This window comes from Microbulbifer mixtoriginis (SeqCode) (assembly GCF_052467515.1).
The window spans coordinates 1,118,984-1,145,000 of record NZ_CP174314.1; the positions used below are offsets into that span (position 1 = coordinate 1,118,984).

Genomic DNA, 26,017 nt, shown 5'->3' on the forward strand with positions numbered 1-26,017 from the left:
CTACCCTAAGCGTTTGTAACCCGAGAGTAAAGATCCGTGCGGACCTAGGGGTCTATTGGTACCAATTTAATCGCTATTGTCGGGGCCATTGCGAGCTCGGGGAGGCAAAAGAAGCGAATCCACATAAACGACCGATAATGCAGTTGGGTGAAAAATAGCCTAGGCCCTTCGGGTTACAGCTGTTAAACCGTCACTCAGCGTTACACGTCGCTTATTTGGAACAACCAAACTACACTCCTCGTGCCTTGATTGGCGCTTCTATAGCCTCAGCAGAGGCTACTTAATGAGTGACAATAGGCCTTGATGAGATACATAGCACTTAAGGATAGATTCAATGATAGAAAGGCGTGAATCCAGCCTGCACGAGCTGACCACGGTTTTGGACTATATCCGCTGGGGAGCCAGCCGTTTTAGCGAAGCGGGCCTTTGGTATGGTCACGGCACGGACAATGCCTGGGACGAGGCGGTACTGCTGGTAACCCACGCACTGCACCTGCCGCCCTACAGTAAGCAGGAAATCCTGCATGCACGTTTGACCATGGAGGAGAGACGGGAGGTGCTTACTCTCCTAGAGCAGCGCTTTATCGAGCGTTTGCCAGCGGCTTATCTGACCAATGAAGCGCATTTTTGCGATATGACCTTTTATGTGGATGAGCGAGTGCTGGTGCCGCGCTCCCCCATAGGTGAAATGATCCGCCACAATTTTGAGCCCTGGCTCAATGTAGAGCCGTTGGCAATCCTCGACCTCTGTTGTGGCAGTGGCTGTATCGGTCTCGCCTGTGCAGAGGCTTTCCCTGAGGCGAGAGTCGACCTGGGTGATATTTCTGAAGGTGCTATTGATGTGGCACAGCTGAATATCAATCGCCACCAGCTCAATGAGCGTGTGCGCGCTGTGCAGTCGGATCTTTTCAGTGGTTTGCAGGGTATGAGTTACGAGCTGATCGTTTGTAACCCTCCCTATGTGGATGCACGCGACCTGGCAGAGATGCCGCAAGAATACCTGGCCGAGCCTGAGATTGCCCTGGGTTCCGGTGACGATGGTCTTGATTTTACCCGCCGTTTGCTGCGTGAGGCCGCCAATCACCTGCAGCCAGAAGGCTTGCTGGTCTGTGAGGTGGGCAACAGCTGGGAAGCGCTGGAGCAGGCCTTCCCGGAAGTGCCATTTATGTGGCCCGAATTTGAGGATGGTGGCCACGGTGTGTTTGTGATTAGTCGCGAAGAGCTGCTCGCCTACCAAAGCCACTTTGAAAAAGAGTAATTCTTTTTCTAAACCCGGCAAAAGCTATTGCCGGGTTCTCTGATAAAGCCACATAGCTGCAGCAATTGTGCTTTTTACCTTGAACGCCGCGCGCGGCGGCTAGATCCTTTATAATGCGCGGCTCTGCATAAAGCCAACCGCTGTTAATTTATCAACTGTTATCTGGAAAAGTCGCATATGTCGGGCAATACCTTTGGCAAGCTGTTTTGCGTCACCACCTTTGGCGAGAGCCATGGTCCAGCCTTGGGCTGTATCGTCGATGGCTGCCCCCCGGGGTTGGAGATCAGTAAAGAGGAGATCCAGCTGGAGCTGGACCGCCGAAAGCCGGGTACTTCTCGCTATACCACACAGCGCCGTGAACCGGACCAAGTGAAAATTCTCTCCGGTGTATTTGAAGGAAAAACTACCGGTACCCCTATTGGCCTGTTGATTGAAAATACGGATCAGCGCTCCAAGGACTATGGCAATATCGCCGAGCAGGTACGCCCGGCGCACGCCGATTACACCTACTGGCAAAAATACGGTATCCGCGACTACCGCGGTGGCGGCCGCTCTTCTGCACGGGAGACCGCCATGCGTGTTGCGGCCGGGGCTATCGCCAAGAAATGGTTAAAGCAGAAATACGGTATTGAAGTGCGCGGTTACCTGTCCCAGCTGGGACCGATTAAAGTGCAAAAACTAGATTGGGAGCAAGTCGAGCAAAATCCATTCTTTTGCCCGGATGCCGAACGAGTACCCGAAATGGAAGCCTATATGCAGGCGTTGATCAAAGAGGGTAACTCCATCGGCGCGCGCATCTCAGTACACGCCAGTGGCGTTCCCGCAGGGCTGGGCGAGCCGATTTTTGATCGTCTGGATGCAGACCTGGCCCACGGCCTGATGAGTATCAACGCGGTAAAAGGCGTGGAGGTTGGAGCCGGCTTTGATTGTGTGGAGCAAAAGGGTACCGAACATCGCGATGAAATTGCTCCTGAGGAGGGTTTCCTCTCCAATAATGCCGGTGGAATCCTCGGAGGTATTTCCAGTGGTCAGGATATTGTTGCTCATATTGCCCTGAAACCCACTTCCAGCTTGCGTATCCCCGGCCGGAGTATCGATCGTTCCGGTAATGCTATCGAGGTGGTCACCAAAGGTCGCCACGATCCCTGCGTGGGTATCCGTGCAACGCCAATTGCTGAAGCAATGATGGCTCTTGTTTTGATCGACCATGCTCTGCGCCACCGAGGTCAGAATGGGGATGTGACACCGGGATAATTTGATCGGCCTTTTTCTATTGCGATACCGGCGAAAGCCGATATCCTCGCTGCTAAGATGCAGCCAACAAGCTAAGCCCCTGTACTCCCTCTACTTTACTCCCAAAAAAATAGTTAGCTCCAGCTTCCTCAATTTTATTAATGTTGTGCAGTCGATCTGAGGGGCTTAAAACGCCTTTATTTCCCCGATTTACGACATGGGTATAAATTTCAGTAGTACTAACATCCGAATGCCCTAGCAACTCCTGAATCGTACGCAAGTCATAACCTGCTTCGAGCAAGTGAGTTGCAAAACTATGGCGAAATGCATGGCAACGAGCCGGTTTGTTGACTCCCGCTAGCTTGACAGCTATACGAACCTGGCGGGCTAAAGTTGTTGCGTGCATATGGTGCCTTCTGTTTTCACCGGAGCGAGGGCATTGGCCGATGGTGCTGGAAGGGAAAAGGTATTGCCAAGCGAGTTGTCGGCTTGCACTTGGATGCTTTCTTTCCAAAGCGTTAGGTAAATAAACCGAACCAAAACCAGCCAAAAGATCTTGTTGGTGCAATAGGGAAACAGTCTCTATTTGCCTATGTAATTGCACAATTAGCCCGTTGGGTAATATTGTGCTGCGATCCTTATCTCCCTTACCACCTCGAACAAAAATATTATTGCTGTCGAAGTCTATATCCTTTATACGTAAAGAAAGCAGTTCGGCACTGCGAAGGCCGCTACCGTACATTAGCTCAACTTGTAATCTGTAAGTGCCTTCAAGATGATCCAAAATTGCTGATATTTCTCTACGGCTATAAACCACAGGCAAGTACTTTTGTTGTTTTGCCAGTTTAAAGTCCAATGCTTGAATATCCCTACCTAAGAGTCTCTTGTACAGGTATATCAAAGCGTTCAGAGCTATTCGCTGTGTATTTGCGGAGCAAAGACCTTGAACTGCAAGGTGAGAGAGAAACGTCTCAATCTCAACAGCCCCCATATCAGCAGGGTGCTTCTTTTTATTGAAATGAATGAAGCGTTTAACCCAATGCGTGTAAGTTTGCTCTGTTCGGTACGATAGTCCTTGTTTTCGAATATGAAATCGCAGGTTGTCCATATACGTTCAGGCTTACTTGGAATTTTGTGGCGAATGTCGTCCATGATATTGCCCTCAAACTGTTTTTATATACAGTATTTACTCTTTTGTTCTGCTGTCAATATCAGAATTCAAGAGAAGCTCCTCCTATTTCTGGGGATGAGGATCTATCTCTTTGATTTTTATGGGGTTGGCAATGTTATAAAGAGCAAAAAAAGCAGGTAGATATATAGTGTCTGCTATATATCTACCTGTTGAAAATTATGCTAAAGATCTTAACTTTTTGATATTATTAGGTTTTTTAGGTTATCTTGAAAGAAGTGAGTAGAATTATATAGAAGGGTGATATAAAGACGCTTCTTTTGAATTAATTGTTAGGGCCCTATGAAGATTATCCAAGATTCCCGGCTTGATGAATTTAAGCGAATTGAGCATCTTCTATATGGGATTAATTATGAAGTTTGGTTCAATCTGTATGGCCCAGCTGACCCTGATGCATCACTAGAAGTAGCTTTAAAATCTCTAATATCAAAGAATTGCAAGATATCTGGTGTAGTGCCTTCATCTGCGCAACAAGCAACATCCGATATTATGGAAATGGTACTTCATGAAGGTGATATCGGGTCTGGCCCTTTGGATCTTGAATCTAAAAAGTCAGAGATTATCGGCCTAATGAAGGCCGTCTTCACTCGCATAGGCCTTGAGCAAGCTGATCTGGTCTCAGAATTTCGTTTTAAAGAAGGATTTCCTTCATATCCTGTTTTTTGGGATTTTGCATACGATCTACATTCAAATGGTCAGCGTTGGGTATTTGTCGGCTCAAGCAGTGATTAGCCCTAACAAATTGCTGCATCCGACCACCTACACTCCGCTCGCTTTGTGCTGTACGCTACGCTAGCACAAAGCAGTTACGTTCCGGTGGCGGCTGAGCAAGGCGTTAAATGTCATGAGAGTATTCATAGTAATCGCATCTCTTCTACTTGCTTCTTGTACATATTTCTACAACATAAAGTCGCAGTATGATGAGCAAAGTCGTCTGGAATTTTCAGTCGAACCAGACGGTTGGTTGTTTAAAACACAAAAGGCGGTAGGCCGTGTTTCCGTCCACTATTCTGAGGGTGCTAATAATGTAGTTGTCTGGGAGCTAAGTGCAGACTACAGCTCGGGCAATGCAAATTGGCCATCACCCGGCTTCATAAAGTATGGTGTTGTGCCCGAAGGCCTGCATGAAGTAGCTCCGGCAAAAGAGCTAGTCCCAGGCATAGAGTACACAGTATCTATTAGTGGCCCGGGTTACATCGCAGAGGGTAAAGTCCGTGCCAAAAACATTTAACAAGTGACTATGGTCCTTTGTCAAGTATTTAAGCCATTTTCTCATCCCAGTAAGTGTTGTTTTTTACCATTGTATTTAGGATGGTAAGTTGCTTCCTCATACAAGCGATAAGGGCTACTTTCTTTGGTTTACCAGCAGCGACCAGGCGCTCATACATTGGCTTTAATTTAGGGTGGCATTGTATTGCCGACATCATAGAAGCAAACAAAACCGTGCGTACACGATGTCTCCCACCTCGAATATAGCGCTTACCCTGGAATCTGCCGCTATCACGATTCATCGGGGCGATACCCACAAGGGCCGCAATCTCTTTGCGGTTCAGCTTGCCCAGCTCAGGAAGTTCGCTCATTAGCGTGTAAGCCAGTACATTGCCGACTCCTTTAGCGCTTAATAAGAGATCGCGTTTTTGTCGCCACTCGGCAACGCTGTTAACAAGTTTATCAAGTTGCTTATCGACTCCTTCTAGCTCTTTTTTGATGGCCTTTAAGATAGCCTGAATGGGCTTGTGAACAGACTTAGGCATTCTCTTGAGGCGATTCTTTTGCATTGTGCTCATTTCTAAGCACTGGTTCCTGACCGTCAGCAAATCACTGATATTTCTTAGTTTTTCTGGTTTGATCGATGACAATCTTGGCTTCATTGCTTCACCAAAATGTGCGATATCAATTGCATCCAGCTTATCTGTTTTTGCGAGCCGCCCCGCTGACTTTGCAAAGTTTCTTACTTGTGAAGGATTGCAAACAACTATCGGCAGTCCCGCTTTATGAGCAGCACAGACAAATTCTAATTCTAGCCTTCCTGTGGACTCGATCAATACTCTTTCAGGTTTAAGAGGTTGTAGTTGTTTAATGGCATCCTTAATACCATTTTTATCATTGGTAACACTAAAGAATTGGCCATTAGGTCTCACATAAATATCGAGTTGTTTACTGCTGGTATCGATACCGACATTGATCTCTTGAGGTTCCATAAGATAAGCTATCTCCGCCTTGCTATTCGGGCTCGAGGCCCACATGACTATTCGAGTTATGCCTAGTGAGTGTCTGTCACGTTCATACTTGTTAACGGTCTTTATGAACCGGCGCAGCAACGAACTGTGACAAACAAGGCCTTCGGTGGCCGCCGAAGGTGGGTCTCAATTTACCCGTTAGCGAAAAGGATTTTCAACATCAGAATTGGACAAGAACAACCATACAAGTTGCGGCACAATCGCGCGCTTCGCGGCTGGACAGCCAAACCTGCGGTTTGGCTGCCTGTGCGCAAGGCGTTAGGTTCGGGGAGAGTATGAATAGGCTTATTTTATTGATTTTACTTTTTCTTCCAGTTGTATCGGCCGGTACTACTTTGCCGAGGGTTGAAATTGGTGAGCTGCTAGATCGGTCAGATGTTACTGCTATTGTTAGAATAGAAAATGGTAGTACATTAGGAACTGAAGAGAAGCCATGTGGAGTTTCTTACAAGGCAAAGGTAATCAATCCTATAAAAAATTCAAAAGTAGGTGAATATATAGAGTTCGGTTATTTTATTGGTCACGGTTTAGGTAATTATTATCTTGTATTTCTAAATAGGAAAGAAAGTGTCTTTAGACCTTTAATGAGTACGAATTCTACTTCGCAAGCAGCTGAGGCAGAATTACGGAAAAATTGTCTATCAAGTTTTCCTGATTTGATTGTCATGCACAGTGGTTATGGTATTAGAAAGTTAGAGCGCCCAAGCGAAAATGGATACAAGGATGCCATATTACTTCCTACTCGTTATGTGGATATCAATACACCTGAAAAACTTTTAGAAACAGAAGGGGAAATATGTTACAACTGGGAAATCTGTAAATGGATTAATAAAGAATATTTATTGGAATATCTTGGTAGGCAAAAATAAAATACCTAACAAATTGCTGCAGCTGACACCTTGAACTTAGTTTGAATTTCGCGCTGATGCGCAAAATAACCCTAAGTTCAATGCGCAGCTGAGCAAGGCGTTATGTGTCTACTGAAATTAAATTATGCTGCAAAAAATAAATACTAAGCTAATTGGCGCAATCTTTGTTGGCACACTCGTTATTGGGTGGTTGATGCTCTATTCGCGACTAAGTAATCCCATCAAGCTAGGTGATGGTAGTACGTTGCCTCCAATAGATCCGAGCATACTAAATATAGTTAGCAATCTACATTTGAATTTGTATAGCACGGCCATATTCTTAATTTCAGGAATTATTCCTCTTGTGCTAGTAAAGTATGCAAAGTTCAGAGGGGTAATTAATGTTTCGAGGGCCCTGTGGGTTTGCTCTATTGGACTATTGTTTTTGGTGTCTTATTTAGCTGCTTAACACATAACAAGCTGCTGTAGTCGCGCCGTAGGCGCTGGGACAGCCTTTCCATTGCTCGTTTATGGGCTTTTACGCTACGCTAGCCCAACACAATCAACTACAAGTCTGCCCCTAAGCAGGGCGTTACATATGAAGTACCAATTATCTATACAAGGATAGTCCATGAAAAAATTAGTAGTTCCAGCAATTGTTTTTTTTATAGCATCTTGTAGCAGTACGTTCACAATAACCGGTGATGTATCTCATAATGCATTTAGTAAGAATTGTGAAGTTACTGTTTTCACAATACCGCCTAAGAAAGATTTTGATGAACTGGGTGTTGTTGAGTTTAAACTTATCCCATTTGTTGGTTATCCAAGAACCATTTCATCAGCTAAATCTCAAGCAAGCCCACTAGTGTGCGCAAATGGTGGTAATGCCTTGCTATTATGGGAAGCAAATGGCATTGGGCAGTATTTGAAAGGTACTGTTATTCGAGTTAAGTAAGTTATATAACAAGTCGATGCTGTTCGTTACGGCCCTACGGGCCTCCACCGGACAGCCTACGCTTTGCTTCGGCTGTCCTTGCTGGCAACGTTATGTATTTTAGTTTGTGGTAATTATGAGAGAAGAATTTAAAAAAATAATCTATGAAGGGCTTAGGAAGGCCAAAGCGCGTGAATTAGATATATATACCTTTGCCTTGTATCATGACCATGAGTCGCATGTGGCAACGGTATGTATTGAAACAGTTGAGTCTTCATTACGAGCTGTTATATCAAGTAATAAATTTTCAAATGAGCGATTTATGAGGGCGGTAGATAATGGAGATATAGAAGCTGCAGCATCATGGAATGCCATCAGTGGTAGGAGCTTAATGCTTGGTGATTTTGCACTTGCTAATGCATCAGAAGTAGATGTTCCTCGTAAGCCAAAGAAACCTGAGTTTTATCAAGAAATGGTTAAAGCTATCGAAGAGATGCGAGATTTAATAAAGCATCAGAGTAGCCATGGTTGTAACTTAATGTTTTGCTGCTCAACTGAGGCATCTGAGGTGGGGTTGGTTTGGTCATAAACATAACAAGCCGCTCAAGCACTATTCCGGCCGCGAAAAGCGCAGCCTCCACTGGACTCGCTATGCGTTGCTTCGCTCGCCGCTTAGCGGGGCGTTAATGGGCGCGGGTACAATCGAAAACAATGAATAACAAACTAAATATAAATACGTTGGTAATGCTTCTTGTGAGCTTGGCATTCAATTATTTTACTGTCAGCCTAATTGCAACTAACGAAGGACCTTCAGCATATGACATAGGATTTGTTTTTGGCCGTGCCATAATCAGTGTTCTAATTGCTTTTGCAATAGTAGGTATACCTCTTGCCATTTTTCGCCGCGGGAAAAAGAAATTTACTAGAGGGGCTTACATAGTCTGGTGGGTTATCTTTGTTGTGCTAAGTTTAATGGCTTTGTTTGGTAATATGTTGCCGCCGGTGGGTTAAGCCATTAACAAGTTACTCAAGTTCACTCCGGGCCTTCGGCCCTCCGCGGGACAGCTTACCTTGTGCACGTTTTGCACAGGTCGCTGCGCTCCCATTGTCGCGCAAAATGTGCACAAGGTAAGCTGCCCCTGCCGGCGGCGTTAGCTGCTCCGAATCATTTACACTCAATATCAAGGAACGATGATGAAAGATATAACCAGAATTAATCATGTAGGATTGAGGGTTAGAGATTTGGATGTCTCTCGTGAATTCTATGGCAAGCTAGGTTTTGAGTTTATAGTTGGCCCAGTAGGCCCTGAGCCAGTAGCTATAGTTGAGCATCCATCAGGAGTTAACATCAACTTGATCCTTAATGCTTCAAAGGATGCACCAAGGAAAAATGTGCTAATGGAAGGTGATATGAAATATCCAGGCTATACGCACATCGCTTTAGAAATAACAGACTATGACTCAGCCAAAAGTAACGTCGAAGCTCTGGGTTTTACTATAACAGGTGAAGCCGAATACAACGGTGCTCAGTTTTTCTTTATAAGAGATCCAGATGACAATGTTATAGAGTTCCACCAACCAGCACGCAGCTAACAAAGCATTCCAGGTGACGCCTACGGCGTACCTGAATGCGGCATTAAGTGAAAACGTAGTTCCAGAGTATGAGTATTGAATTCCCCAAAATTGAAAAGTACATAATAGCTAGTGATGTCGGTGGTGATAGGGATGGCATCGGCGTAGAGGTATACACCGGAAAGGATATGGTGTTGGAGGTTTTTCGTGATGACTCCAAAAAAACTAGAGAAGTTACTCTTTACAAAAAGGATCTCGATTTAGAGCTAGTAGAGCAAACTATTGCTCTATTTAAAAAGGAAATTCCATGGGATTTTCAAGATTAGCCTTAATCTCACATAACAAGGCGGTGTTGTCGCCTTCGGCTGGGACTGCCATTCCACTGGCGCTCCATGTCAGCCCCAAACCACGGCTTATGAATTCATGAGAAATACTAAATCAATACTACTTCTAGTTCTCTTGGGGCTGACCGCTTGTAGTAATAAGCCGTCCGGCGGGTTCATGTGAGGAGATGTGCCTATGGTTGTCGGTATGTTTGAAAGTTACTACGGCAATCATGTTCAAGTTGTCGGTTATATGTACAAACCACCCAGAGGCAATGTTTTAGTATTAATTCCATCAAAAGATCATGTTAATTTACAGACACGGCCTCCAGCTAACGTATTGAGTTTACTGTTATTCTCCGACACAGCAATTAGAAATGGCAGGATTCACTCCGAGATGGAAGGGTGTATTGGTAAGACTACCTATGTGTTTGGGCTAGTCGGCATTTTTTCTGGGTTACCTGCAATTGAAGAGATTCGTGAAGTGGCGTGCTAAATTCATACCAAACGCAAGCAGGATGCTCCGCCCCTTCGGGCTTCCGCGGGACGCCCAACGCAGTGCACATTTTGTGCGGATCGCTGCGCTCCCAGTTTCGCACAAAATGTGCACAGCATTGGCCGCCCCTGTTTCGGGCGTTGTGTTTTTATTGATTCTTAGCTTCAATTTTAAATTTGTGATGACTAAAGGGATTTAGTGTGAAAGAAGATATAGCCGAGTTAAAAAGTGAATTTAAGACTAAGTTATTATTCTGGAATAACATCAAAAGTAAAAAACTTAAAGTAGCCTTAATAGTTCTGTTTGTTGGCCTCGTAGGTTTGAAAATTCTTACAAGCATTTTTACGTTCGATTGGCTAGTAAGTTTTTTCAATTGATAAAACAGTGTAGTAAAACATAACAAAGCACTCAAGAACGGACAAAAAACAGTTGGCTGTTGTTCACTACGTTCACTATTTTAGCCAACAATGTTTTGCCACTTAGTGCGGCGTTAAGCAGCAAAGGAGAAAAGTAGATGATTGTTGATGCTTGGGCACAGCACCCAACATTACGGCACTCGCAAGATCCAGTCTTCAAGTCGCTACGCAGGTGGACGAAGATGCCTATGCCGACAACAGAAATCCCGATAGAGATGACTCTCGGAATGATGGATCAAGGTGGTGTGGATCGCAGTCTGATATCGGCTTGGGTTGCTCCCCGAAATGTCATGATCTCCAATGATGAAGTCGCAGGTTTCGTGGCTAAGGCACCTGACAGGTTGGTTGGCGTGGGGTCAGTGGACATCTCGAAGCCGATGGAGGCTGTTCGAGAGATCCGACGTTGCATGAACGAACTAGGTTTCAAAGCGATTCGGGTTTTGCCCTGGATTTGGGAGGTGCCGCCGATCGATCGCCGGTTTTATCCCGTGTACACAGCATGCTGTGATCTTGGTGTTCCGTTCTGCACCCAGATTGGTCACACCGGGCCGCTCATGCCGTCGGAGGTTGGTCGACCTATCTACCTAGATCAGGTGGCCCTGGATTTTCCTGAGCTAAAAATCGTCGGTGGTCACATTGGCTACCCTTGGACAGATGAGGCTATTGCGGTGGCTACAAAGCACGAAAACGTATACATCGACACGTCAGCGTACACCGCTAAGAAATACCCACAGCCTCTAGTCGAGTTTATGCGAGGACATGGCCGCAACAAAGTTCTCTTCGGCACAAATTATCCAATGATCATGCCCGCCAAAGCGCTCGAGAATCTTCCAGAGCTGGCGTTGGGAGAAGATGTGGAGGAGCTTTTCTTGAGTGGTAACGCATGCCGAGTATTCAATTTATAGTCAGAGCGGTGTGGCCTAACAGGCACTGCCAGGGACAAACCTACGCTGCGCTTCGGTTTGTCCCAGAGCGCGGCGTAAGGTGTAAGACTTACCCACGTTTAGTAGACACCCCGTATAGTTAGGTTTAGGCCTAATACGAAATTTAACATGGGTTTGGTTATTCACGCGGGTTCAAATGTAAAGCTCTTCTGTTGCAGCTCAACCATTTTCTCAAATGGCGCTAACAATTTTAAAAAACTGTTATTCCCCTCAAGCAATTGCATTGCCATGGCGATACTTTCAATTGTCGATAGCCCGTCCGCTACAGAAGTCTTTCGAATTGTATAATTTGATTTTAGGCCCCCGCCAAGATTGATCCGTGGAAGTTGTTGCAATTGGGGGTTGAGGTGGAGAATTTTTTTGGATTTCTTCCAGGTCGCATCTAGCACGATCAGCTGTTTAACAGGTGCTTGTTTACTTGAAGTTTTATCAGATTGGTGATTATTAGAGTTCAGCTCGCCACTGTCAGGTAACCATTCCAGGGATGGGTAGAGTAGGGCGGAGGGCGTGCAAAGCAAAGCATTTAGCTGATGGGTCGATAGGCTCTCGGCTATGATCATTTCGCTGTTACTCAGGCATAGATGTGCCATACGTCCTGTATTGAATGGGTGCTTCTCCTCCTGCGGGTGCTGTATGATCACCACTTTTATGGTGCTTGTTAGGCTCATCAATGCGCTGCAATAGCAAACATTGGGTGGGCGCAGGCAAGTATTGCAGGTTTCTCTGGGCATTTTTCGACTACTGAGTACAGGCAGGTTTATGGGAGTTACGCAGCCTTCTTATAAGGTTCAATGGTTGGCAGATATTGAGATTCCGCTAGCGAACAAATTCTATCGCATGCATGGATTTCGTGGCAAAGCCAAGCGACATGAAGATTGTGCAGTCGTGCGTAACGAGCGGAGTGAGGTGATCGGCTGTGGCTACCTGCGTAGATATGAATCTTTTAAATTACTTGCAGGGGTTGCGGTGGCCCCTGAGTACCAGGGGCGGGGAGTCGCGCGTTTATTGCTAGCACTCCTGGCTAAGAGGTTTGATAGGAATACCTATACCTTTCCCTATATCCACTTAGAGTCTTTTTATTTGTCGCTGGGCTTTGAGGTAGTGGAGGCCGAATTGCTGCCAACCCCTGTAGCTGAACTGTATAGTAGCTACCTGAATCAAGGGCGCTCCATATCAGCAATGGGTTATCGATAGCTGTTTTTTTGGTTTATATTTCTCTAAATGATTGAGTGCAGAGTATATATACCCTTTTGTGCGATTTAATTGAAATTTTATAACTTTCCTCACAATCAGATAATAAACTGGGCATCATCATTAAGATGCTGCTCAGACCGTCCAGAAGGCGTTGGTTTCTCAGGTAGGTAATCTGTACGCTGTGCTCCGTTTGGTACAATTAATTTTTAGGCAGGGTAGTTGCAGTTTACACTGATTGAGTGTTGACGTTTGTGGTTACTTAATCCGTACAGGGACTGGATATTGTCCGGCGGCTGTCACCGTTATTCTCCAGCAGAGTCTAGACAGCGGTGTTGGTGACCTCCCAGTCGATAGTTACAGAGCTGATCATTGCTGAAGTCACTTAGGGGGCTGCAGGGCTTGCACTTTCTTTTAGGGTGCTCCTGTCGCCCGTGATGTGGATGGCACTTGTGGGGTGGGTGCTGACAGTGGGATCCAGAGGCTTCACTGGAAAAATAGATGTTATCGATCTCAATATTAGTGATATCTCCTTCTACACCTAATATTTCAAATAACTGAATCAGGTTGGACATATCCACTTCATCGCTGAAGTCGCTGACTGGAATGGATATTTGATGCCATTGGCCGTCACGGACAAATTCATAGGGATCAGGGTTTTTATTAAATTCGATCCACTTTTGTTCAATATTAGTGATGCTGCCACTCTTCATGCCGACTTTAAAAGGGGTGTCACTGCTGGTTTTAAGGAAAAAATTTAGTGTGGCTCTATCGTTATCGTAAGCGGATAGGTCGTGGTAGCTGTTGGCGGTAAACGCCATGCCAAACCAGCCGGCTCCAGAGGATTGGTAGGAGAGGGACTTTTCGCCTTCGAATGGTGATTGAGAGACTTCCAGCAGGGTGTTTTCCCACACGAATAAATTGCCATCGCTACCCAGCTTAAAAGTCGAATCGGCTTCGAGCGTTTCACTGTATACGGAAAAAATGCCAGCGGGGATAGTCTTTGCCTCTCCCTCACTGAAGTAAATGTCATCAATGGCCAAGGTGAACCCCTTTGCAGGTGCGTCACCACGAACCATTATGGCCTGGCTAATGGTGTGGAAGTCCACAGCATATTTGCTTAGCGGAATGCTGACCAAGTGCCATTGTCCATCTCGTTTTAACCCATAGTCTTCACCGCCATCGACTAAATCAACCCAACTATCGCTACCACTGCCAGTGCTGGCGATACCAATACCAATCGTTTCAGTGCTGCTGGTCTTGATACGTAAGTTTAAGTGACCATTTTGATAGTGCATCATATTTAGGTCGTAGTGCATCCAAAAACCCATGCCAAACCAATCGCCAGCGTCAATATTAAATTCCAAGGCCTCATTGTCATCAACACTTGCGGTGGATTCCATATTGTTCCAGATATAGAGTTCGGTATCGGTGCCAAGCTGCAAAGACTCAGGGATATCTTCACCGTCACCGTATATGCTTAGGTTGCCGAATTTTGCCTTGTCTTCGGCCAGGGTGATTTCTGTGTTGTAGTTATTATCGTCGTTATCATAGATACGGATATAATCCACATACATTTTGGCGGGCATCGGTGCAGTGATTTCTTCATTGCTAAAAATCTGTGGGAAAATACCGCCCACAGCGAGGTTGAGTATCAGGAAGTGCTCTTGACGAAACTCATCAAACGCCGGGTCTTCACTGTCAATGTTGATAATTTCGTTGGCTTCATCGTCCACCCACATCGTAATACGGTCGGGTGTCCAAGTCATACCAAAGATATGGTAATCCTCGGTTAAATCCCTACTGTAGCCAAAATCTTTGATGAGGTTTTTACTTTGACCGTAATCAGCTTGTCCTGTGTATTCATCGGACTCGTGATGCCAGTGGAAGGCACTGGAAATCGTTGAATTGACACTGCCGCTTTCGAGCGCCTCGGCCATGCCGGCTTCGAGAATATCCAGTTCACCGCATGCGGGCCAGCCGACCTGCCCATAGTTATTGCCGAGCTGCCAAAAAGCCGGCCAGAGACCGGCGTTAAGATCAGGTAGTTTGATGCGGGCCTCAATCGTACCGTATCGATAAGAGAAACGGCCAATCGTTTTCAGGCGGGCAGATGTAAAACTGCCATCAGTATTGCGTTGTGCCTGAATAACCAGATTACCCTCTTCAATATAGGCGTTATTACTATTGTCCGTGTAATCTTGTAGTTCGTTATTGCCCCAGCCCCAGCTGCCTACATCGTAAGTCCAGACGGATTTATTAATACTGTTTCCATCAAAATTATCTTCCCAGATTAAAGTTTTTGCGTTGATTAATGGAGAAGCGCAGCTTCCCAGGATAGTCATAACCATCACTGATTGTTTTATTCGCATAGCTTTTTATTCTTTTTTGGCTATCAAAGGGGTGTCGTTGATTTTTTTATCGACGAATAAAGCCTAACAAATAGCGGGTTATTCTTGGGTGAGTGCTTTCCCCCTTTATCGCGTGCTCAGTCCTGCTTATCGCACGAGGTTAGTACCATGCATTTTTCTTTGTCCTGTAGCTATATTTTCCGCACTTTTAAAACCTATGAGGATGCTTATGTGTTGGGCGTGCCCGACTAGAAGAGCTACATCTTTTTTGTGGGTAGTTATGTCTTGATTAAAGGGAGGTAGTTTTTTGAATCTACAGAGGCTGTAGTACCGCTTCAGTAATTTTAAGGCTGGCACGGTAATGTTATTTTCGTTTGCTGCTTGTAGGTCTATGGATGGCTATACGCCATTGCTTGGTGCAGCGGATGGCGGTCTTGTTAGTGGAGGTTGCGTTCAGTTGGCATAATATAAGGTGATGTGCGGGTTGCTCCTGGCGAGTGAGTACCTTGAGAAATGATACGCGGGTAGAAAAATGGCTGATCATGGCGAGATATTAAGTTTGGCACAGCAGCTTGGTGAGGAATTGATAAAGCGCTGTTGGTTTGTAACCTCTGCGGAGTCCTGTACTGGTGGTGCGATTGCCGCGGCGATCACTTCTATTCCCAATGCGTCCAATTGGTTTGATGGTTCAGTCGTTAGTTATGCCAATCGCATCAAGCACAGTGTGTTAGGGGTGGATGCGAAGGACCTAAAACAGTTTGGTGCGGTCAGCGAACCAGTTGCCCGGCAAATGGCTTGTGGAGTGCTGGCTATGATGGATGCCAACCTGTCCGTGGCGGTAAGCGGTATTGCTGGTCCCAGTGGCGGTACCGAAGAGAAACCAGTCGGAACTGTGTGGATTGCCTGGGCTCATGCGGAAGGACAGGAACCGGTTCAGATTGATGCTCGGTGTTTCCACTTTAAAGGGGATCGGGCCACAGTTCAGGCACAAACGGTGCTGGAGGCTCTCAAAGGGATGCTGAAGATCCTGGAGGAACACCCTGTTTAAAGGTGGTCTACCTGGTCAGTTTACTGGTGTGATAGCGGGGTTGTGCTGAATTTAGAGCGGTGTAACCGTGTTGGGAAGATTGGTACTGATTGCGCTGGAATTACTGGTTGCTTATACAGTAATCCTTCGATAAGCTTGCCCCACTCAACACAGCTCAGATATACGGGAACGGTCATGGATTCCAATAAAGACAAGGCATTGAAAGCGGCGCTGTCGCAGATCGAGCGCCAGTTTGGCAAGGGTACAGTGATGCGTATGGGGGATAAGGAGCGCGAGCGTATCCCCGCAATCTCCACTGGCTCTCTCGGCCTGGATGTGGCACTGGGTATAGGCGGCCTGCCCCGCGGCCGTATCGTTGAGATCTATGGCCCGGAATCCTCTGGTAAAACCACTCTGACCCTGCAAGTGATCGCCGAGGCCCAGCGCAAAGGCGGTACCTGTGCTTTCGTGGATGCAGAACACGCCTTAGATCCCATTTATGCCGAGAAACTCGGTGTAAATGTTGATGAGTTGATCGTCTCCCAGCCAGATACCGGCGAGCAGGCCTTGGAAGTGGCAGATATGCTGGTGCGTTCCGGTGCTGTGGATGTATTGGTTGTGGACTCCGTTGCAGCTTTGACACCGCGCGCTGAAATTGAAGGAGAGATGGGAGATTCCCACGTAGGTTTGCAGGCTCGTCTGATGTCCCAGGCACTGCGTAAGTTGACCGGTAATATCAAGAACACCAATACCTTAGCGATCTTTATCAACCAGATTCGTATGAAGATCGGTGTAATGTTCGGCTCCCCGGAAACCACTACTGGTGGTAATGCTCTTAAGTTCTACTCCTCCGTGCGTTTGGATATCCGTCGCATCGGCTCGGTAAAAGACGGCGATGAAGTAGTGGGTAACGAGACCCGCGTGAAAGTGGTGAAGAACAAGGTGGCTCCGCCCTTTAAGCAGACTGAATTTCAGATCATGTACGGCGAAGGCATCAATATGATTGGTGAGGTTGTTGACTACGGTGTGAAGCTGGGCTTGGTTGATAAGGCGGGCGCTTGGTATAGCTACAAGGGTGATAAGATTGGTCAGGGTAAGGCCAATGCTACCAAGTTCCTGCGTGATAACCCCGATATCCGCAATGAAATTGAGGCTCAGCTGCGCGCACAGCTGTTAGGCGATCTGGTTCCGGCCAGCCCTGAAGAGGCTGCCGAACTGCCCCAAGAGTAAGTGTCTTTTTCCTCCAAGGCGGCCTTCACCGCCGACCCCGCTCAAGCGCTTTTCGGCGCGGCGCTTGAGCTGCTTACTCGCCGCGAGCACTCCCGTTTGGAATTGAGGCGGAAGCTGGTGGGTAAGTTCCCCGATGCCGACTTCGATGCGCTATTCGCGCGCTTGCAAGAACTCAACTACCAGTCTGATCAGCGCTTTGCCGAAGTTTTTGCCCGTTCTCGTGTTCAGCGTGGTCAGGGCCCCCTGCGTATCCGCCTGGAATTACAACAGCGCGGCATTTCCGCTGAGCTTTTATCCCAGGTCTTAGAGCAGTTAGAGGTGGACTGGTTTTCCCTGGCCCATGAGCAGCTGCAGCGCAAATATCGCTCGCCAATTGATTTGGCGTTGCCGCGGGAACAGCAACTGAAGGAGCGCGCACGTCGCCAACGCTACCTGTCTTACCGCGGTTTCTCTTCAGATGCTATTAGCTGGGCGCTGGACGAAGAGTAATCACGCTTATACTCTCATGCTTGCTTGAGGCGCGAAGGTAATGCTCACCCTCAAGCTTAGGGTAATGAGAGAAAGAATAATAAGCGCGAGAGACTTTATGATCCTGTCTATTGATCAGGGCACTACAGGCACTACGGCTTTCGTTTTTGATAGTAGCGGCACTCTGGTGGGGCGCAGTTACTCAGAGATCCCCAATTACTATCCAGAGCCTGGATGGGTCGAGCAGGATGCCGAGGAGATCTGGCAAGTCACCCAACGTGTCTGTATGGCTGCTCTGCAGCGTGCTGGTGTTTGCGCATCCGAAATCAAATCGGTTGGTATCACTAACCAAAGAGAGACCACGATCCTGTGGGATCGCCACACAGGCGAGCCAGTTCATAGGGCAATTGTCTGGCAGTGTCGGCGCTCAGCAAATATTTGTGCGCAGTTTGCCACGGAAGGAAAGTCCGAATGGCTGCGCGCACGCAGCGGACTACTATTGGACGCGTACTTTTCTGCCAGTAAGCTGCTGTGGCTATTTCGAGAGCAGCCGGATCTACAGGCGCGTGCTCGCAAGGGGGAGCTGTGTTTTGGCACGGTAGACAGCTGGTTGATCTGGAAGATGAGTGGTGCCCGCGCGCACATGACTGATCATACTAACGCCAGTCGCACCCTACTTTATAACTTGGAGCAGAAAAGCTGGGATCCAGAGCTATTGGCGCTTTTTGAGTGCCCTGAATCGATTTTGCCAGAAATCAGGCCGTCTGCCGGATATTTTGTCGATACGGATCCAGCAGCTTTTGCTGGCGTCAGTGCACCTATTTGTGGGGTGGCTGGAGATCAGCAGGCGGCGCTGTTTGGGCAAGGCTGTACGAACCCAGGAGATCTCAAAAATACCTATGGCACAGGCTGCTTTATGCTGGCCTACGCCGGGGAAAAACGCCCTGAACCGCCTCACGGCCTGCTGGCCACAATCGCCTGTGATCCCCATGGGTTACCAGGCTATGCAGTTGAGGGCTCAGTTTTTACCGCGGGTTCTGCAATACAGTGGCTGCGTGATGAAATGGGATTGATTCAGCGGGCTGTCGATAGCGAGATTATTGCGCAGAGCATTCCCAATACCCGCGGAGTGTATTTGGTGCCGGCGTTTAGCGGCCTGGGTGCACCACACTGGGATTCGTCGGCGCGGGGGACCTTGTGTGGCCTGAGCCGGGGCGCGGGGCGGGCTGAAGTGGTTCGCGCCACTCTTGAGTCCATCGCCTACCAGAGTGATGAGCTGGCGCGGCTTATGGAAGAGGCTCTAAAGGTTGATATCAGCCATATGCGTGTCGATGGCGGGGCAAGCGCGAACAATTTCTTGATGCAGTTTCAGGCCGACATTTCCGATCTGCGTGTAGAGCGCCCCAGACAGATTGAGTCCACGGCAATCGGCGCGGCGCTATTGGCGGGGATCGGCAGTGGTCTCTGGCATTTTCACCAGCTACCGGAGCGTTTGCTGGAGATTGAGCGCGATTTTCTGCCGGGAATGCCAGCAGAAAAAAGGGATTCCTTACTGACGGGTTGGAAGCGGGCAGTTGCAGCCTGCAAAGCATTCTAATTTAAGCGTCTATCCTTGACTGGGTTTTGGCACATGGAGGTGTTTCTATGACAGTTCACGATGAGTTAAAAGCAACGATAGATTCTCTGGTCGATGGTCGCCGGGGAATCCTGGCTGCAGATGAGAGCAGCGGAACTATCGCCAAGCGCTTTTCTGCTGTAGGGGTGGAATCAACCGAAGCAAACCGCCGAGATTACCGTGCGGCCCTGCTGTCGAGTGAGGGGCTTGGGGACTTTATTTGTGGTGTCATTCTGTTTGAGGAAACGCTCGGTCAGAGTGATAGAGGTGGTACGCCTTTGCATGAGGTGGCGGCGGCACAGGGGATTCTACCGGGTATTAAAGTTGATAAAGGCAAGGGGCCTCTTCCCGGCGCGGAGGGGGACATGATCACCTATGGGCTCGATGGCCTTATCGAACGCTTGCGGGAATATAAGGCGCAGGGAGCGCGATTTGCCAAGTGGCGGGAAGTGTATCCCGTGAGTGCTCACAACCCCACTGAGTTGGGGCTTACGGCTAACGCGGAAATGCTGGCTCGGTATGCCGCCGCTTGCCAGTCTGAGGGGGTGGTGCCCATTGTTGAGCCGGAAGTGCTAATGGACGGCAGTCACAGTCTCGAACGCTCCGCGACTGTTAACGAACAGGTTTGGAGCAGTGTTTTTCATGCCTTGAATCGTCATGGTGTTATTTTGGAGTTGATGTTGCTTAAGCCGAGTATGGTCACTCCTGGAGCAGAGTTGCCTAGTGCGGAGCCGCAAGAAGTGGCTGAGTACACTTTGCGCAGCCTGCGTCGCAGTGTGCCTGCCGCAGTGCCCAGTATCAATTTTCTTTCTGGTGGCCAGGGCCCGGAAGAGGCTACAGAAAACCTGAATGCCCTTAACCAGCTTAACAATGCCCCATGGCAGTTGAGCTTCTCCTATGGAAGGGCATTGCAACAGCCGGCGTTAGCGACTTGGCATGGCAAGCTGGAAAATATCGAAATGGCGCAGAGAGCTTTGGTTAAGCGAGCATGTATGAATCATCTGGCTATGTTGGGTAAGTATCGAGATAGCCTTGAGGGGGAGGGTTAGGGGTGATCAAACCTCGATAAAACAATAAGGAAAGTGGGCTGCGACAATGGAATTTTTAACAAGAAACATCAGTTTGCATTACCGCCGCTGGTGGGTTGAAGGCGCGCGGGGAACTGTGGTGATTTCCCATGGGCTGGGTGAGCACAGCGGCCGTTACGTTAATTTAGCGGCACATCTTAATCGGGCAGGTTTCAGTGTGTATGCGCCGGACCATTATGGTCATGGTTTGTCCCAGGGGAAGAGGGGGCACATAGAGGATTTCTCGCTCTATAGCGAGGACCTCTATGAATTTATCTGCCTGGTCAAAAGTGGTAGCCCCGGTACAGGGCTGCATCTGTTAGGGCATAGTATGGGGGCGGTGGTCGCATGTGGCAGTGCCATTCGCTACGGGGCTGTAGATAGCCTCATCCTATCAGCACCGGGTTTCCGCGGGGCCAAGGAGCCTTCGGGACTCGAGTTGAGGCTGGTACTGATGCTGGCAAAGATGTTCCCAGGGCTAGTGCTTTCCAGCAGGATAGATAGCCAGTGGTTGAGCCGGGACTCTGCGGTAATTGAAGCTTACCGAGAGGATGAGCTAACGCATCGAGGGGTTTCACTGCGCTGGTTTGAGACATTTCTTCGCGAGCGGGAGTTTCTCTCCGCTAATCTGGAGCGATTACTGGTGCCTTGTCTGATGTTGCTGCCGGAATCCGATCGGCTGGTGGATGTTGGAGTGAGTCGTGAGTGGTTTGGGCGGATGGGCTCGGCCGGCAAAATGCTGCACTGCTTTCCCAAGGCTTATCACGAGCTTTTTAATGAGGTCGAAGAGGGGCGTTTAGCACGTGATCTGCTGCTTGGTCATTTAAAATCCTACGAACCGCAGGCGGGGTCTGTCGTCTCTTGATAAAAATAAGGGGCAGTCAACCATGCTGGTTGTCACCCTTGGCGAATGCCGTGAAAAACCCTATGAAGCATTGTATGATACGCGGTCATTTTTGCCCCCTGCTTGTTACGCCAGGGGGAAATAGTGGGGTGGAACATGGATAAGAAGTTACTGAGCCTGTTAGTGTGTCCGGTAAGCAAGGCGCCGCTTGAGTACCGTGAGGAGACCCAGGAGCTGGTGTGTAAAGCTAGCGGTCTGGCCTATCCAATAAAAGACGGCATTCCGGTGATGCTGGAATCCGAGGCGCGTCAGCTAACTGCTGAGGAAAAGCTGGAAAAATAAACCAATGGGTGAACCCAGCGTTTTCAGTCGAATTATCTCGGGCGAAATAGCGAACGAGAAAATCTACGAGGACGATCTTTGTATCGTTATTGAGGATCGGGCGCCACAAGCCCCGACCCATCTCCTCATTATCCCGCGTAAACCCCTGGTTAACTTGTTCGACGCCAAAAGCGATGACAAGGCTCTGCTCGGCCATTTGATGTGGGTGGCCGCTGAACTTGGCAGAAAGCTGGGATTAGAGGGATTTCGACTTGTGGTCAACAATGGTCGAAGCGCGGGACAGACCGTATTTCACCTGCATGTCCATCTACTGGCTCAACAAACAATGCCCGAGCAGGGGCTTGCACAGTAGCGGGACAGACGAGACACCGCGTCACCGGTGTCATTCAATAACTCTCAACTAACGAAGTGGAATTACGCCGGATGAAAAGCGCACAGATTCGCGACGCCTTTCTGAATTACTTTGCCGAACAGGGCCACACTGTGGTGCCGTCAAGCTCCTTGATTCCGGGCAATGACCCGACCCTGCTATTCACCAACGCCGGCATGGTGCAGTTTAAGGACACCTTCCTCGGTCAGGAAAAGCGTCCCTATAACCGGGCCACTAGTTCGCAGCGCTGTGTGCGTGCTGGGGGTAAGCATAATGACCTGGAAAATGTAGGTTATACCGCGCGCCACCACACCTTCTTCGAGATGCTGGGTAATTTCAGCTTCGGTGATTACTTTAAGCGCGATGCCATCCGTTTTGCCTGGGACTTCCTCACCAAGGTGCTGAACTTGCCAGAAGAGCGCCTGTGGGTAACCGTGCATATCAGCGATGATGAAGCAGCCGATATTTGGCAAAAGGAAGTTGGGGTGAGCCCTGAGCGCTTCTCCCGTCTTGATGAGGATAATTTCTGGCAGATGGGGGACACCGGCCCCTGTGGTCCCAGTTCAGAAATTTTCTTTGACCACGGCGAAGATGTACCCGGTGGCCCTCCCGGCTCCGACAACGACGATCTCGATCGCTATATCGAGATTTGGAACCTGGTATTTATGCAGTACGAACGCACGGCGGACGGTGAGCTGCACCCGCTGCCTAAACCCTCTGTCGATACCGGGATGGGGCTGGAGCGTATCGCCGCTGTTTTGCAGGGCGTGCACTCAAATTATGAAATTGACCTGTTCCAGGCGTTGTTACGAGCAGCCAGTAGCATTGTTGGTTGCGATAACCTAGAGGAAAAGTCTCTGCGTGTGATCGCTGATCATATTCGCTCTTGCTCCTTCTTAATTGCTGATGGTGTTATGCCTTCCAATGAAGGTCGTGGCTTTGTATTGCGTCGTATTATTCGCCGGGCAGTGCGTCATGGACACAAGTTGGGCCACAAAGAAGTCTTCTTCTTCAAGTTAGTGAGCGCTCTAGTAGAGCAGATGGGAGAGGCCTATCCAGAATTGCGTGAGAAACAGTCGCTGATTGAGCAGGCTCTGCGTAAAGAGGAAGAGCAATTCGCCAAGACCTTGGATAAAGGCATGGCCTTGCTGGAAAGCGCATTGAGCTCTCTCGAAGGCAGTGAAGTGCCCGGCGAGCTGGTATTTACTTTGCACGATACCTACGGTTTTCCTACAGATCTAACCCAGGACATTGCCCGCGAGCGCGGCCTATCTCTGGATATGGCGGGTTATGAAGCCGCCATGGAAGCTCAACGTGAGCGGGCCCGTGCCGCCGGTAAATTTAAGCAGGATTATACCGAGGCGTTGGATCTTCAAGGTGCCACGGAGTTCCTTGGATACGAAACCACCGAAGCTGAAGGCACAGTAACCGCGATTCTCAAAGGCGGAGAGCAGGTTGAGCGTCTGGAGAATGGGGAAGAAGGCGTGGTAATCCTCGATCGGACACCATTTTACGCTGAGTCAGGTGGTCAGGTTGGCGATAGCGGTTATCTAAAGGCCGCATCGGGCCGTTTTGAGGTGCGTGATTGCACCAAGCAGGGCAGTCATCATTTACATACCGGCAAGCTGCTGCAGGGAACAGTAGTTGTTGGTGAGCGGCTCACTGCTGAGGTATCAGCGGATGTGCGCCAGGCAACGGCATTGAATCACTCTGCGACTCACTTGCTACACGCCGCTCTGCGCAAAGTGCTCGGCGAACACGTAACCCAGAAGGGCTCATTGGTGGATTCCGAGCGCTTGCGTTTTGACTTCTCCCACCCGGAAGCGGTCACCGCAAAGCAATTGCACGCGATCGAATCCCTGGTGAACACGCAGATTCGCGCGAACACACCGGTTGATACCTGCGAGACAGACATTGAGTCAGCCAAAGAAATGGGTGCCATGGCACTGTTCGGTGAAAAGTATGGCGATACAGTGCGCGTTCTCTCTATGGGGGCTGTAGAGGGCAGGACTTTTTCTGTAGAGCTGTGTGGTGGCACCCACGTGAAACGCACGGGGGATATTGGTCTTTTGCGTATTGTCAGCGAGAGTGGCATCGCCTCCGGCCAGCGACGTATTGAGGCGGTCACCGGTGCGCATGCGCTGTCACAATTTGATCGCGCTGAGCAGCGGCTGGAGCATGTTGCGGCTCTCCTCAAGGCGCGCCCGGACACTCTTGCAGATAAGGTAGAGCAGTTACTGCTCAATAACCGCAAGTTGGAAAAGGAAGTTGCGCAACTCAAGACTAAGCTGGCCAGTGGCGCTGGTGGAGACCTCAGTGCCCAGGCAATAGAGATTGCGGGCTTTAAACTGTTGGCTACATCAATCGACGGCGCCGACCCTAAATCTTTGCGTGACCTGGCTGACCAAATGAAGAGTAAATTGGGCAGCGGAGTTGTATTGCTGGCGGCGCCGGGAGAGGAAAAGGTTGCCCTGGTTGCGGCAGTGACTAAAGACCTCACCGACCGCCTATCGGCAGGAGACCTGATGCGTTTTGCTGCTGGCAAGATTGGCGGCAAGGGCGGTGGTCGCAGCGATATGGCGCAGGGGGGCGGCACCGACGCTTCGGCTCTGCCAGGTATGCTACAAGAAGTGCCTGTATGGGTAGAGAACGCCCTAAAAAGCTGATTTAGGTCAATTTGGCGCCATAAATAGCGTGTGAAGTTGATTTCGCCGAAGTTTGGTGATTAAGTGCGCGCCTGCACGATTTCGGGTGGTGCGCGGACTTGGCCTGGAGCTAAGGAAACACAGAAAGTTATGAGTTTGTTCGTGCAGAAATACGGCGGGACTTCCGTAGGCTCTATTGAGCGTATTGAAGCCGTCGCCGATAAAGTAGCCGCATTTCGTGCAAAGGGGCACGGTATGGTTGTCGTTCTTTCCGCTATGAGTGGAGAGACCAACCGCCTGATTGAGCTCGCCTACCAGATTCAGGAAAAACCCGATCCCCGCGAACTCGATGTACTGGTGTCCACAGGTGAGCAGGTCACTATTGCACTGTTGAGCATGGCCCTTAAGAAGCGCGGTTACGATGCCTGCTCCTATACTGGCGGGCAGGTCAAGATCCTCACGGATAATGCCCACACCAAGGCTCGCATCCAGCGCATTGATGTCGAGCGAATGCGCACAGACCTGGATGAAGGCAAAGTAGTTGTGGTTGCCGGTTTCCAGGGCGTGGATGACAACGGAAATATCACCACTCTGGGGCGCGGCGGTTCAGACACCACGGGGGTAGCGCTTGCTGCTGCCCTTGATGCCACGGAATGCCAAATCTATACGGATGTTGACGGGGTCTATACCACTGATCCACGTGTGGTGGATAGTGCGCGCCGTATGGATCGGATCACTTTTGAGGAAATGCTGGAAATGGCCAGTCTTGGCTCCAAGGTCCTGCAAATCCGCGCCGTGGAGTTCGCTGGCAAATACAAGGTTCCGTTGCGCGTGCTCTCAACATTTGAAGAGGGTGAAGGAACCCTGATAAGCCTGGATGAGGAAGATAACGAGATGGAGCAGCCTGTCGTATCCGGCATCGCATTTAACCGTGATGAAGCCAAACTAACGATCCGTGGTGTCCCAGACACCCCTGGTGTTGCCTGCCGTATTTTGGCACCTGTCGGTAAAGAGAATATCGAGGTCGATGTAATCGTGCAGAATATCAGTGCGGTTGACGGGACTACCGATTTTACTTTCACGGTACATCGCAATGATTTGGTTAAGGCTCGCGAAGTCTTGGAGCGTGTTTCGGCGGAACTTGGCGCCCGTGAGGTGATCACAGACGACAAGATTGCCAAGGTTTCTATTGTCGGCGTGGGAATGCGTTCCCATGCGAATGTGGCCAGTCGTATGTTTAGTGCGCTGGGTGAAGACAATATCAACATTCAGATGATCACTACTTCGGAAATTAAGATTTCGGTGATTATCGATGAGCGCTATCTCGAGCTGGCAGTGCGTGCTTTGCACAGTGAGTTTGAACTCTCCAAGTGAGAGAGCTGAAAGAAACACTATAACCGGAGTTAAGGCAAAG

27 protein-coding genes are annotated in these 26,017 nt (G+C 48.9%); 23 read left to right on the forward strand and 4 right to left on the reverse strand.

The annotated features are described in order from the left end of the window. Positions 1-334: 334 nt before the first annotated feature. Together prmB and aroC are read left to right on the forward strand one after the other, a co-directional pair. Complete coding sequence (gene prmB / locus ACJJIT_RS04740; RefSeq protein WP_444900133.1) at positions 335-1,258, forward strand: 50S ribosomal protein L3 N(5)-glutamine methyltransferase; 924 nt, start codon at positions 335-337, stop codon at positions 1,256-1,258. Positions 1,259-1,435: 177 nt separating this feature from the next. Beyond that, on the forward strand, positions 1,436-2,512 hold the full coding sequence (gene aroC, locus ACJJIT_RS04745; protein ID WP_444900134.1) for a chorismate synthase: 1,077 nt from the start codon (positions 1,436-1,438) through the stop codon (positions 2,510-2,512). A gap of 52 nt (positions 2,513-2,564) precedes the next feature. Here aroC and ACJJIT_RS04750 read toward each other — a convergent pair whose 3' ends face one another. Continuing rightward, a complete protein-coding gene (locus ACJJIT_RS04750) occupies positions 2,565-3,599 on the reverse strand; it encodes an integron integrase (protein ID WP_444900135.1) in 1,035 nt (344 codons plus the stop codon). Positions 3,600-3,962: 363 nt separating this feature from the next. Between ACJJIT_RS04750 and ACJJIT_RS04755 the strand changes: the two genes are divergently transcribed. Both ACJJIT_RS04755 and ACJJIT_RS04760 read left to right on the forward strand, forming a co-directional pair. Continuing rightward, positions 3,963-4,412: a hypothetical protein gene (locus tag ACJJIT_RS04755; protein WP_444900136.1), complete on the forward strand. Its 450-nt coding sequence runs from the start codon at positions 3,963-3,965 to the stop codon at positions 4,410-4,412. Positions 4,413-4,524: 112 nt separating this feature from the next. After that, positions 4,525-4,911, forward strand: coding sequence for a hypothetical protein (locus tag ACJJIT_RS04760; protein WP_444900137.1), 387 nt, complete (start codon positions 4,525-4,527; stop codon positions 4,909-4,911). A 28-nt stretch (positions 4,912-4,939) separates the two neighbouring features. Here the strand turns inward: ACJJIT_RS04760 and ACJJIT_RS04765 are convergent, their stop codons facing one another. Continuing rightward, positions 4,940-5,881, reverse strand: coding sequence for an IS110 family transposase (locus tag ACJJIT_RS04765; protein ID WP_444900138.1), 942 nt, complete (start codon positions 5,879-5,881; stop codon positions 4,940-4,942). Positions 5,882-6,195: 314 nt separating this feature from the next. Here ACJJIT_RS04765 and ACJJIT_RS04770 point away from each other — a divergent pair, with 314 nt between their 5' ends. The 8 genes from ACJJIT_RS04770 (at position 6,196) to ACJJIT_RS04805 (ending at position 11,414) form a co-directional block, all read left to right on the forward strand. After that, on the forward strand, positions 6,196-6,789 hold the full coding sequence (locus tag ACJJIT_RS04770) for a hypothetical protein (RefSeq protein WP_444900139.1): 594 nt from the start codon (positions 6,196-6,198) through the stop codon (positions 6,787-6,789). A gap of 610 nt (positions 6,790-7,399) precedes the next feature. After that, positions 7,400-7,723 (forward strand): hypothetical protein, encoded by a 324-nt coding sequence (locus ACJJIT_RS04775; protein WP_444900140.1) that lies wholly within the window; start codon positions 7,400-7,402, stop codon positions 7,721-7,723. 115 nt (positions 7,724-7,838) lie between these two features. Further along, entirely contained in the window at positions 7,839-8,291 is a 453-nt protein-coding gene (locus ACJJIT_RS04780; RefSeq protein WP_444900141.1) for a hypothetical protein, read from the forward strand. 122 nt (positions 8,292-8,413) lie between these two features. Beyond that, complete coding sequence (locus ACJJIT_RS04785) at positions 8,414-8,713, forward strand: hypothetical protein (RefSeq protein WP_444900142.1); 300 nt, start codon at positions 8,414-8,416, stop codon at positions 8,711-8,713. 183 nt (positions 8,714-8,896) lie between these two features. After that, positions 8,897-9,295: a VOC family protein gene (locus tag ACJJIT_RS04790; protein WP_444900143.1), complete on the forward strand. Its 399-nt coding sequence runs from the start codon at positions 8,897-8,899 to the stop codon at positions 9,293-9,295. 68 nt (positions 9,296-9,363) lie between these two features. After that, a complete protein-coding gene (locus ACJJIT_RS04795) occupies positions 9,364-9,600 on the forward strand; it encodes a hypothetical protein (protein WP_444900144.1) in 237 nt (78 codons plus the stop codon). A gap of 193 nt (positions 9,601-9,793) precedes the next feature. Next, on the forward strand, positions 9,794-10,093 hold the full coding sequence (locus ACJJIT_RS04800) for a hypothetical protein (RefSeq protein ID WP_444900145.1): 300 nt from the start codon (positions 9,794-9,796) through the stop codon (positions 10,091-10,093). Positions 10,094-10,607: 514 nt separating this feature from the next. Further along, complete coding sequence (locus tag ACJJIT_RS04805) at positions 10,608-11,414, forward strand: amidohydrolase family protein (RefSeq protein ID WP_444900146.1); 807 nt, start codon at positions 10,608-10,610, stop codon at positions 11,412-11,414. Between the two features lie 161 nt (positions 11,415-11,575). Here the strand turns inward: ACJJIT_RS04805 and ACJJIT_RS04810 are convergent, their stop codons facing one another. Next, a complete protein-coding gene (locus tag ACJJIT_RS04810; RefSeq protein ID WP_444900147.1) occupies positions 11,576-12,184 on the reverse strand; it encodes a tRNA-uridine aminocarboxypropyltransferase in 609 nt (202 codons plus the stop codon). Positions 12,185-12,212: 28 nt separating this feature from the next. On the opposite strand from ACJJIT_RS04810, the gene ACJJIT_RS04815 reads away from it, so the two are divergent. Then, on the forward strand, positions 12,213-12,647 hold the full coding sequence (locus ACJJIT_RS04815; protein WP_444886873.1) for a GNAT family N-acetyltransferase: 435 nt from the start codon (positions 12,213-12,215) through the stop codon (positions 12,645-12,647). A gap of 302 nt (positions 12,648-12,949) precedes the next feature. Here the strand turns inward: ACJJIT_RS04815 and ACJJIT_RS04820 are convergent, their stop codons facing one another. Continuing rightward, the gene (locus ACJJIT_RS04820; protein ID WP_444900148.1) at positions 12,950-15,016 is read right to left on the reverse strand and encodes a family 16 glycosylhydrolase; all 2,067 of its coding nucleotides are present in this window, start codon (positions 15,014-15,016) and stop codon (positions 12,950-12,952) included. Between the two features lie 511 nt (positions 15,017-15,527). Between ACJJIT_RS04820 and ACJJIT_RS04825 the strand changes: the two genes are divergently transcribed. The 10 genes from ACJJIT_RS04825 to ACJJIT_RS04870 all read left to right on the forward strand — a co-directional run bounded on the left by ACJJIT_RS04825 (position 15,528) and on the right by ACJJIT_RS04870 (position 25,977). Further along, complete coding sequence (locus tag ACJJIT_RS04825; protein ID WP_444886871.1) at positions 15,528-16,043, forward strand: CinA family protein; 516 nt, start codon at positions 15,528-15,530, stop codon at positions 16,041-16,043. Between the two features lie 174 nt (positions 16,044-16,217). After that, positions 16,218-17,252, forward strand: coding sequence for a recombinase RecA (gene recA, locus ACJJIT_RS04830; RefSeq protein WP_252082775.1), 1,035 nt, complete (start codon positions 16,218-16,220; stop codon positions 17,250-17,252). Next, a complete protein-coding gene (locus tag ACJJIT_RS04835; RefSeq protein ID WP_444900149.1) occupies positions 17,253-17,741 on the forward strand; it encodes a regulatory protein RecX in 489 nt (162 codons plus the stop codon). Between the two features lie 97 nt (positions 17,742-17,838). Further along, positions 17,839-19,317, forward strand: a complete 1,479-nt coding sequence (glpK, locus tag ACJJIT_RS04840; protein ID WP_444900150.1) for a glycerol kinase GlpK — start codon at positions 17,839-17,841, stop codon at positions 19,315-19,317. Positions 19,318-19,364: 47 nt separating this feature from the next. Beyond that, complete coding sequence (locus ACJJIT_RS04845) at positions 19,365-20,384, forward strand: class I fructose-bisphosphate aldolase (RefSeq protein ID WP_444900151.1); 1,020 nt, start codon at positions 19,365-19,367, stop codon at positions 20,382-20,384. Between the two features lie 46 nt (positions 20,385-20,430). Then, entirely contained in the window at positions 20,431-21,267 is an 837-nt protein-coding gene (locus tag ACJJIT_RS04850; protein ID WP_444900152.1) for a lysophospholipase, read from the forward strand. 135 nt (positions 21,268-21,402) lie between these two features. Beyond that, complete coding sequence (locus tag ACJJIT_RS04855) at positions 21,403-21,588, forward strand: Trm112 family protein (RefSeq protein WP_152452364.1); 186 nt, start codon at positions 21,403-21,405, stop codon at positions 21,586-21,588. A gap of 4 nt (positions 21,589-21,592) precedes the next feature. Beyond that, positions 21,593-21,940 (forward strand): histidine triad nucleotide-binding protein, encoded by a 348-nt coding sequence (locus ACJJIT_RS04860; protein ID WP_444900153.1) that lies wholly within the window; start codon positions 21,593-21,595, stop codon positions 21,938-21,940. 71 nt (positions 21,941-22,011) lie between these two features. Beyond that, positions 22,012-24,624, forward strand: a complete 2,613-nt coding sequence (alaS, locus tag ACJJIT_RS04865; RefSeq protein WP_444900154.1) for an alanine--tRNA ligase — start codon at positions 22,012-22,014, stop codon at positions 24,622-24,624. Between the two features lie 129 nt (positions 24,625-24,753). Continuing rightward, positions 24,754-25,977: an aspartate kinase gene (locus ACJJIT_RS04870; protein ID WP_444884137.1), complete on the forward strand. Its 1,224-nt coding sequence runs from the start codon at positions 24,754-24,756 to the stop codon at positions 25,975-25,977. Positions 25,978-26,017 lie beyond the last annotated feature (40 nt).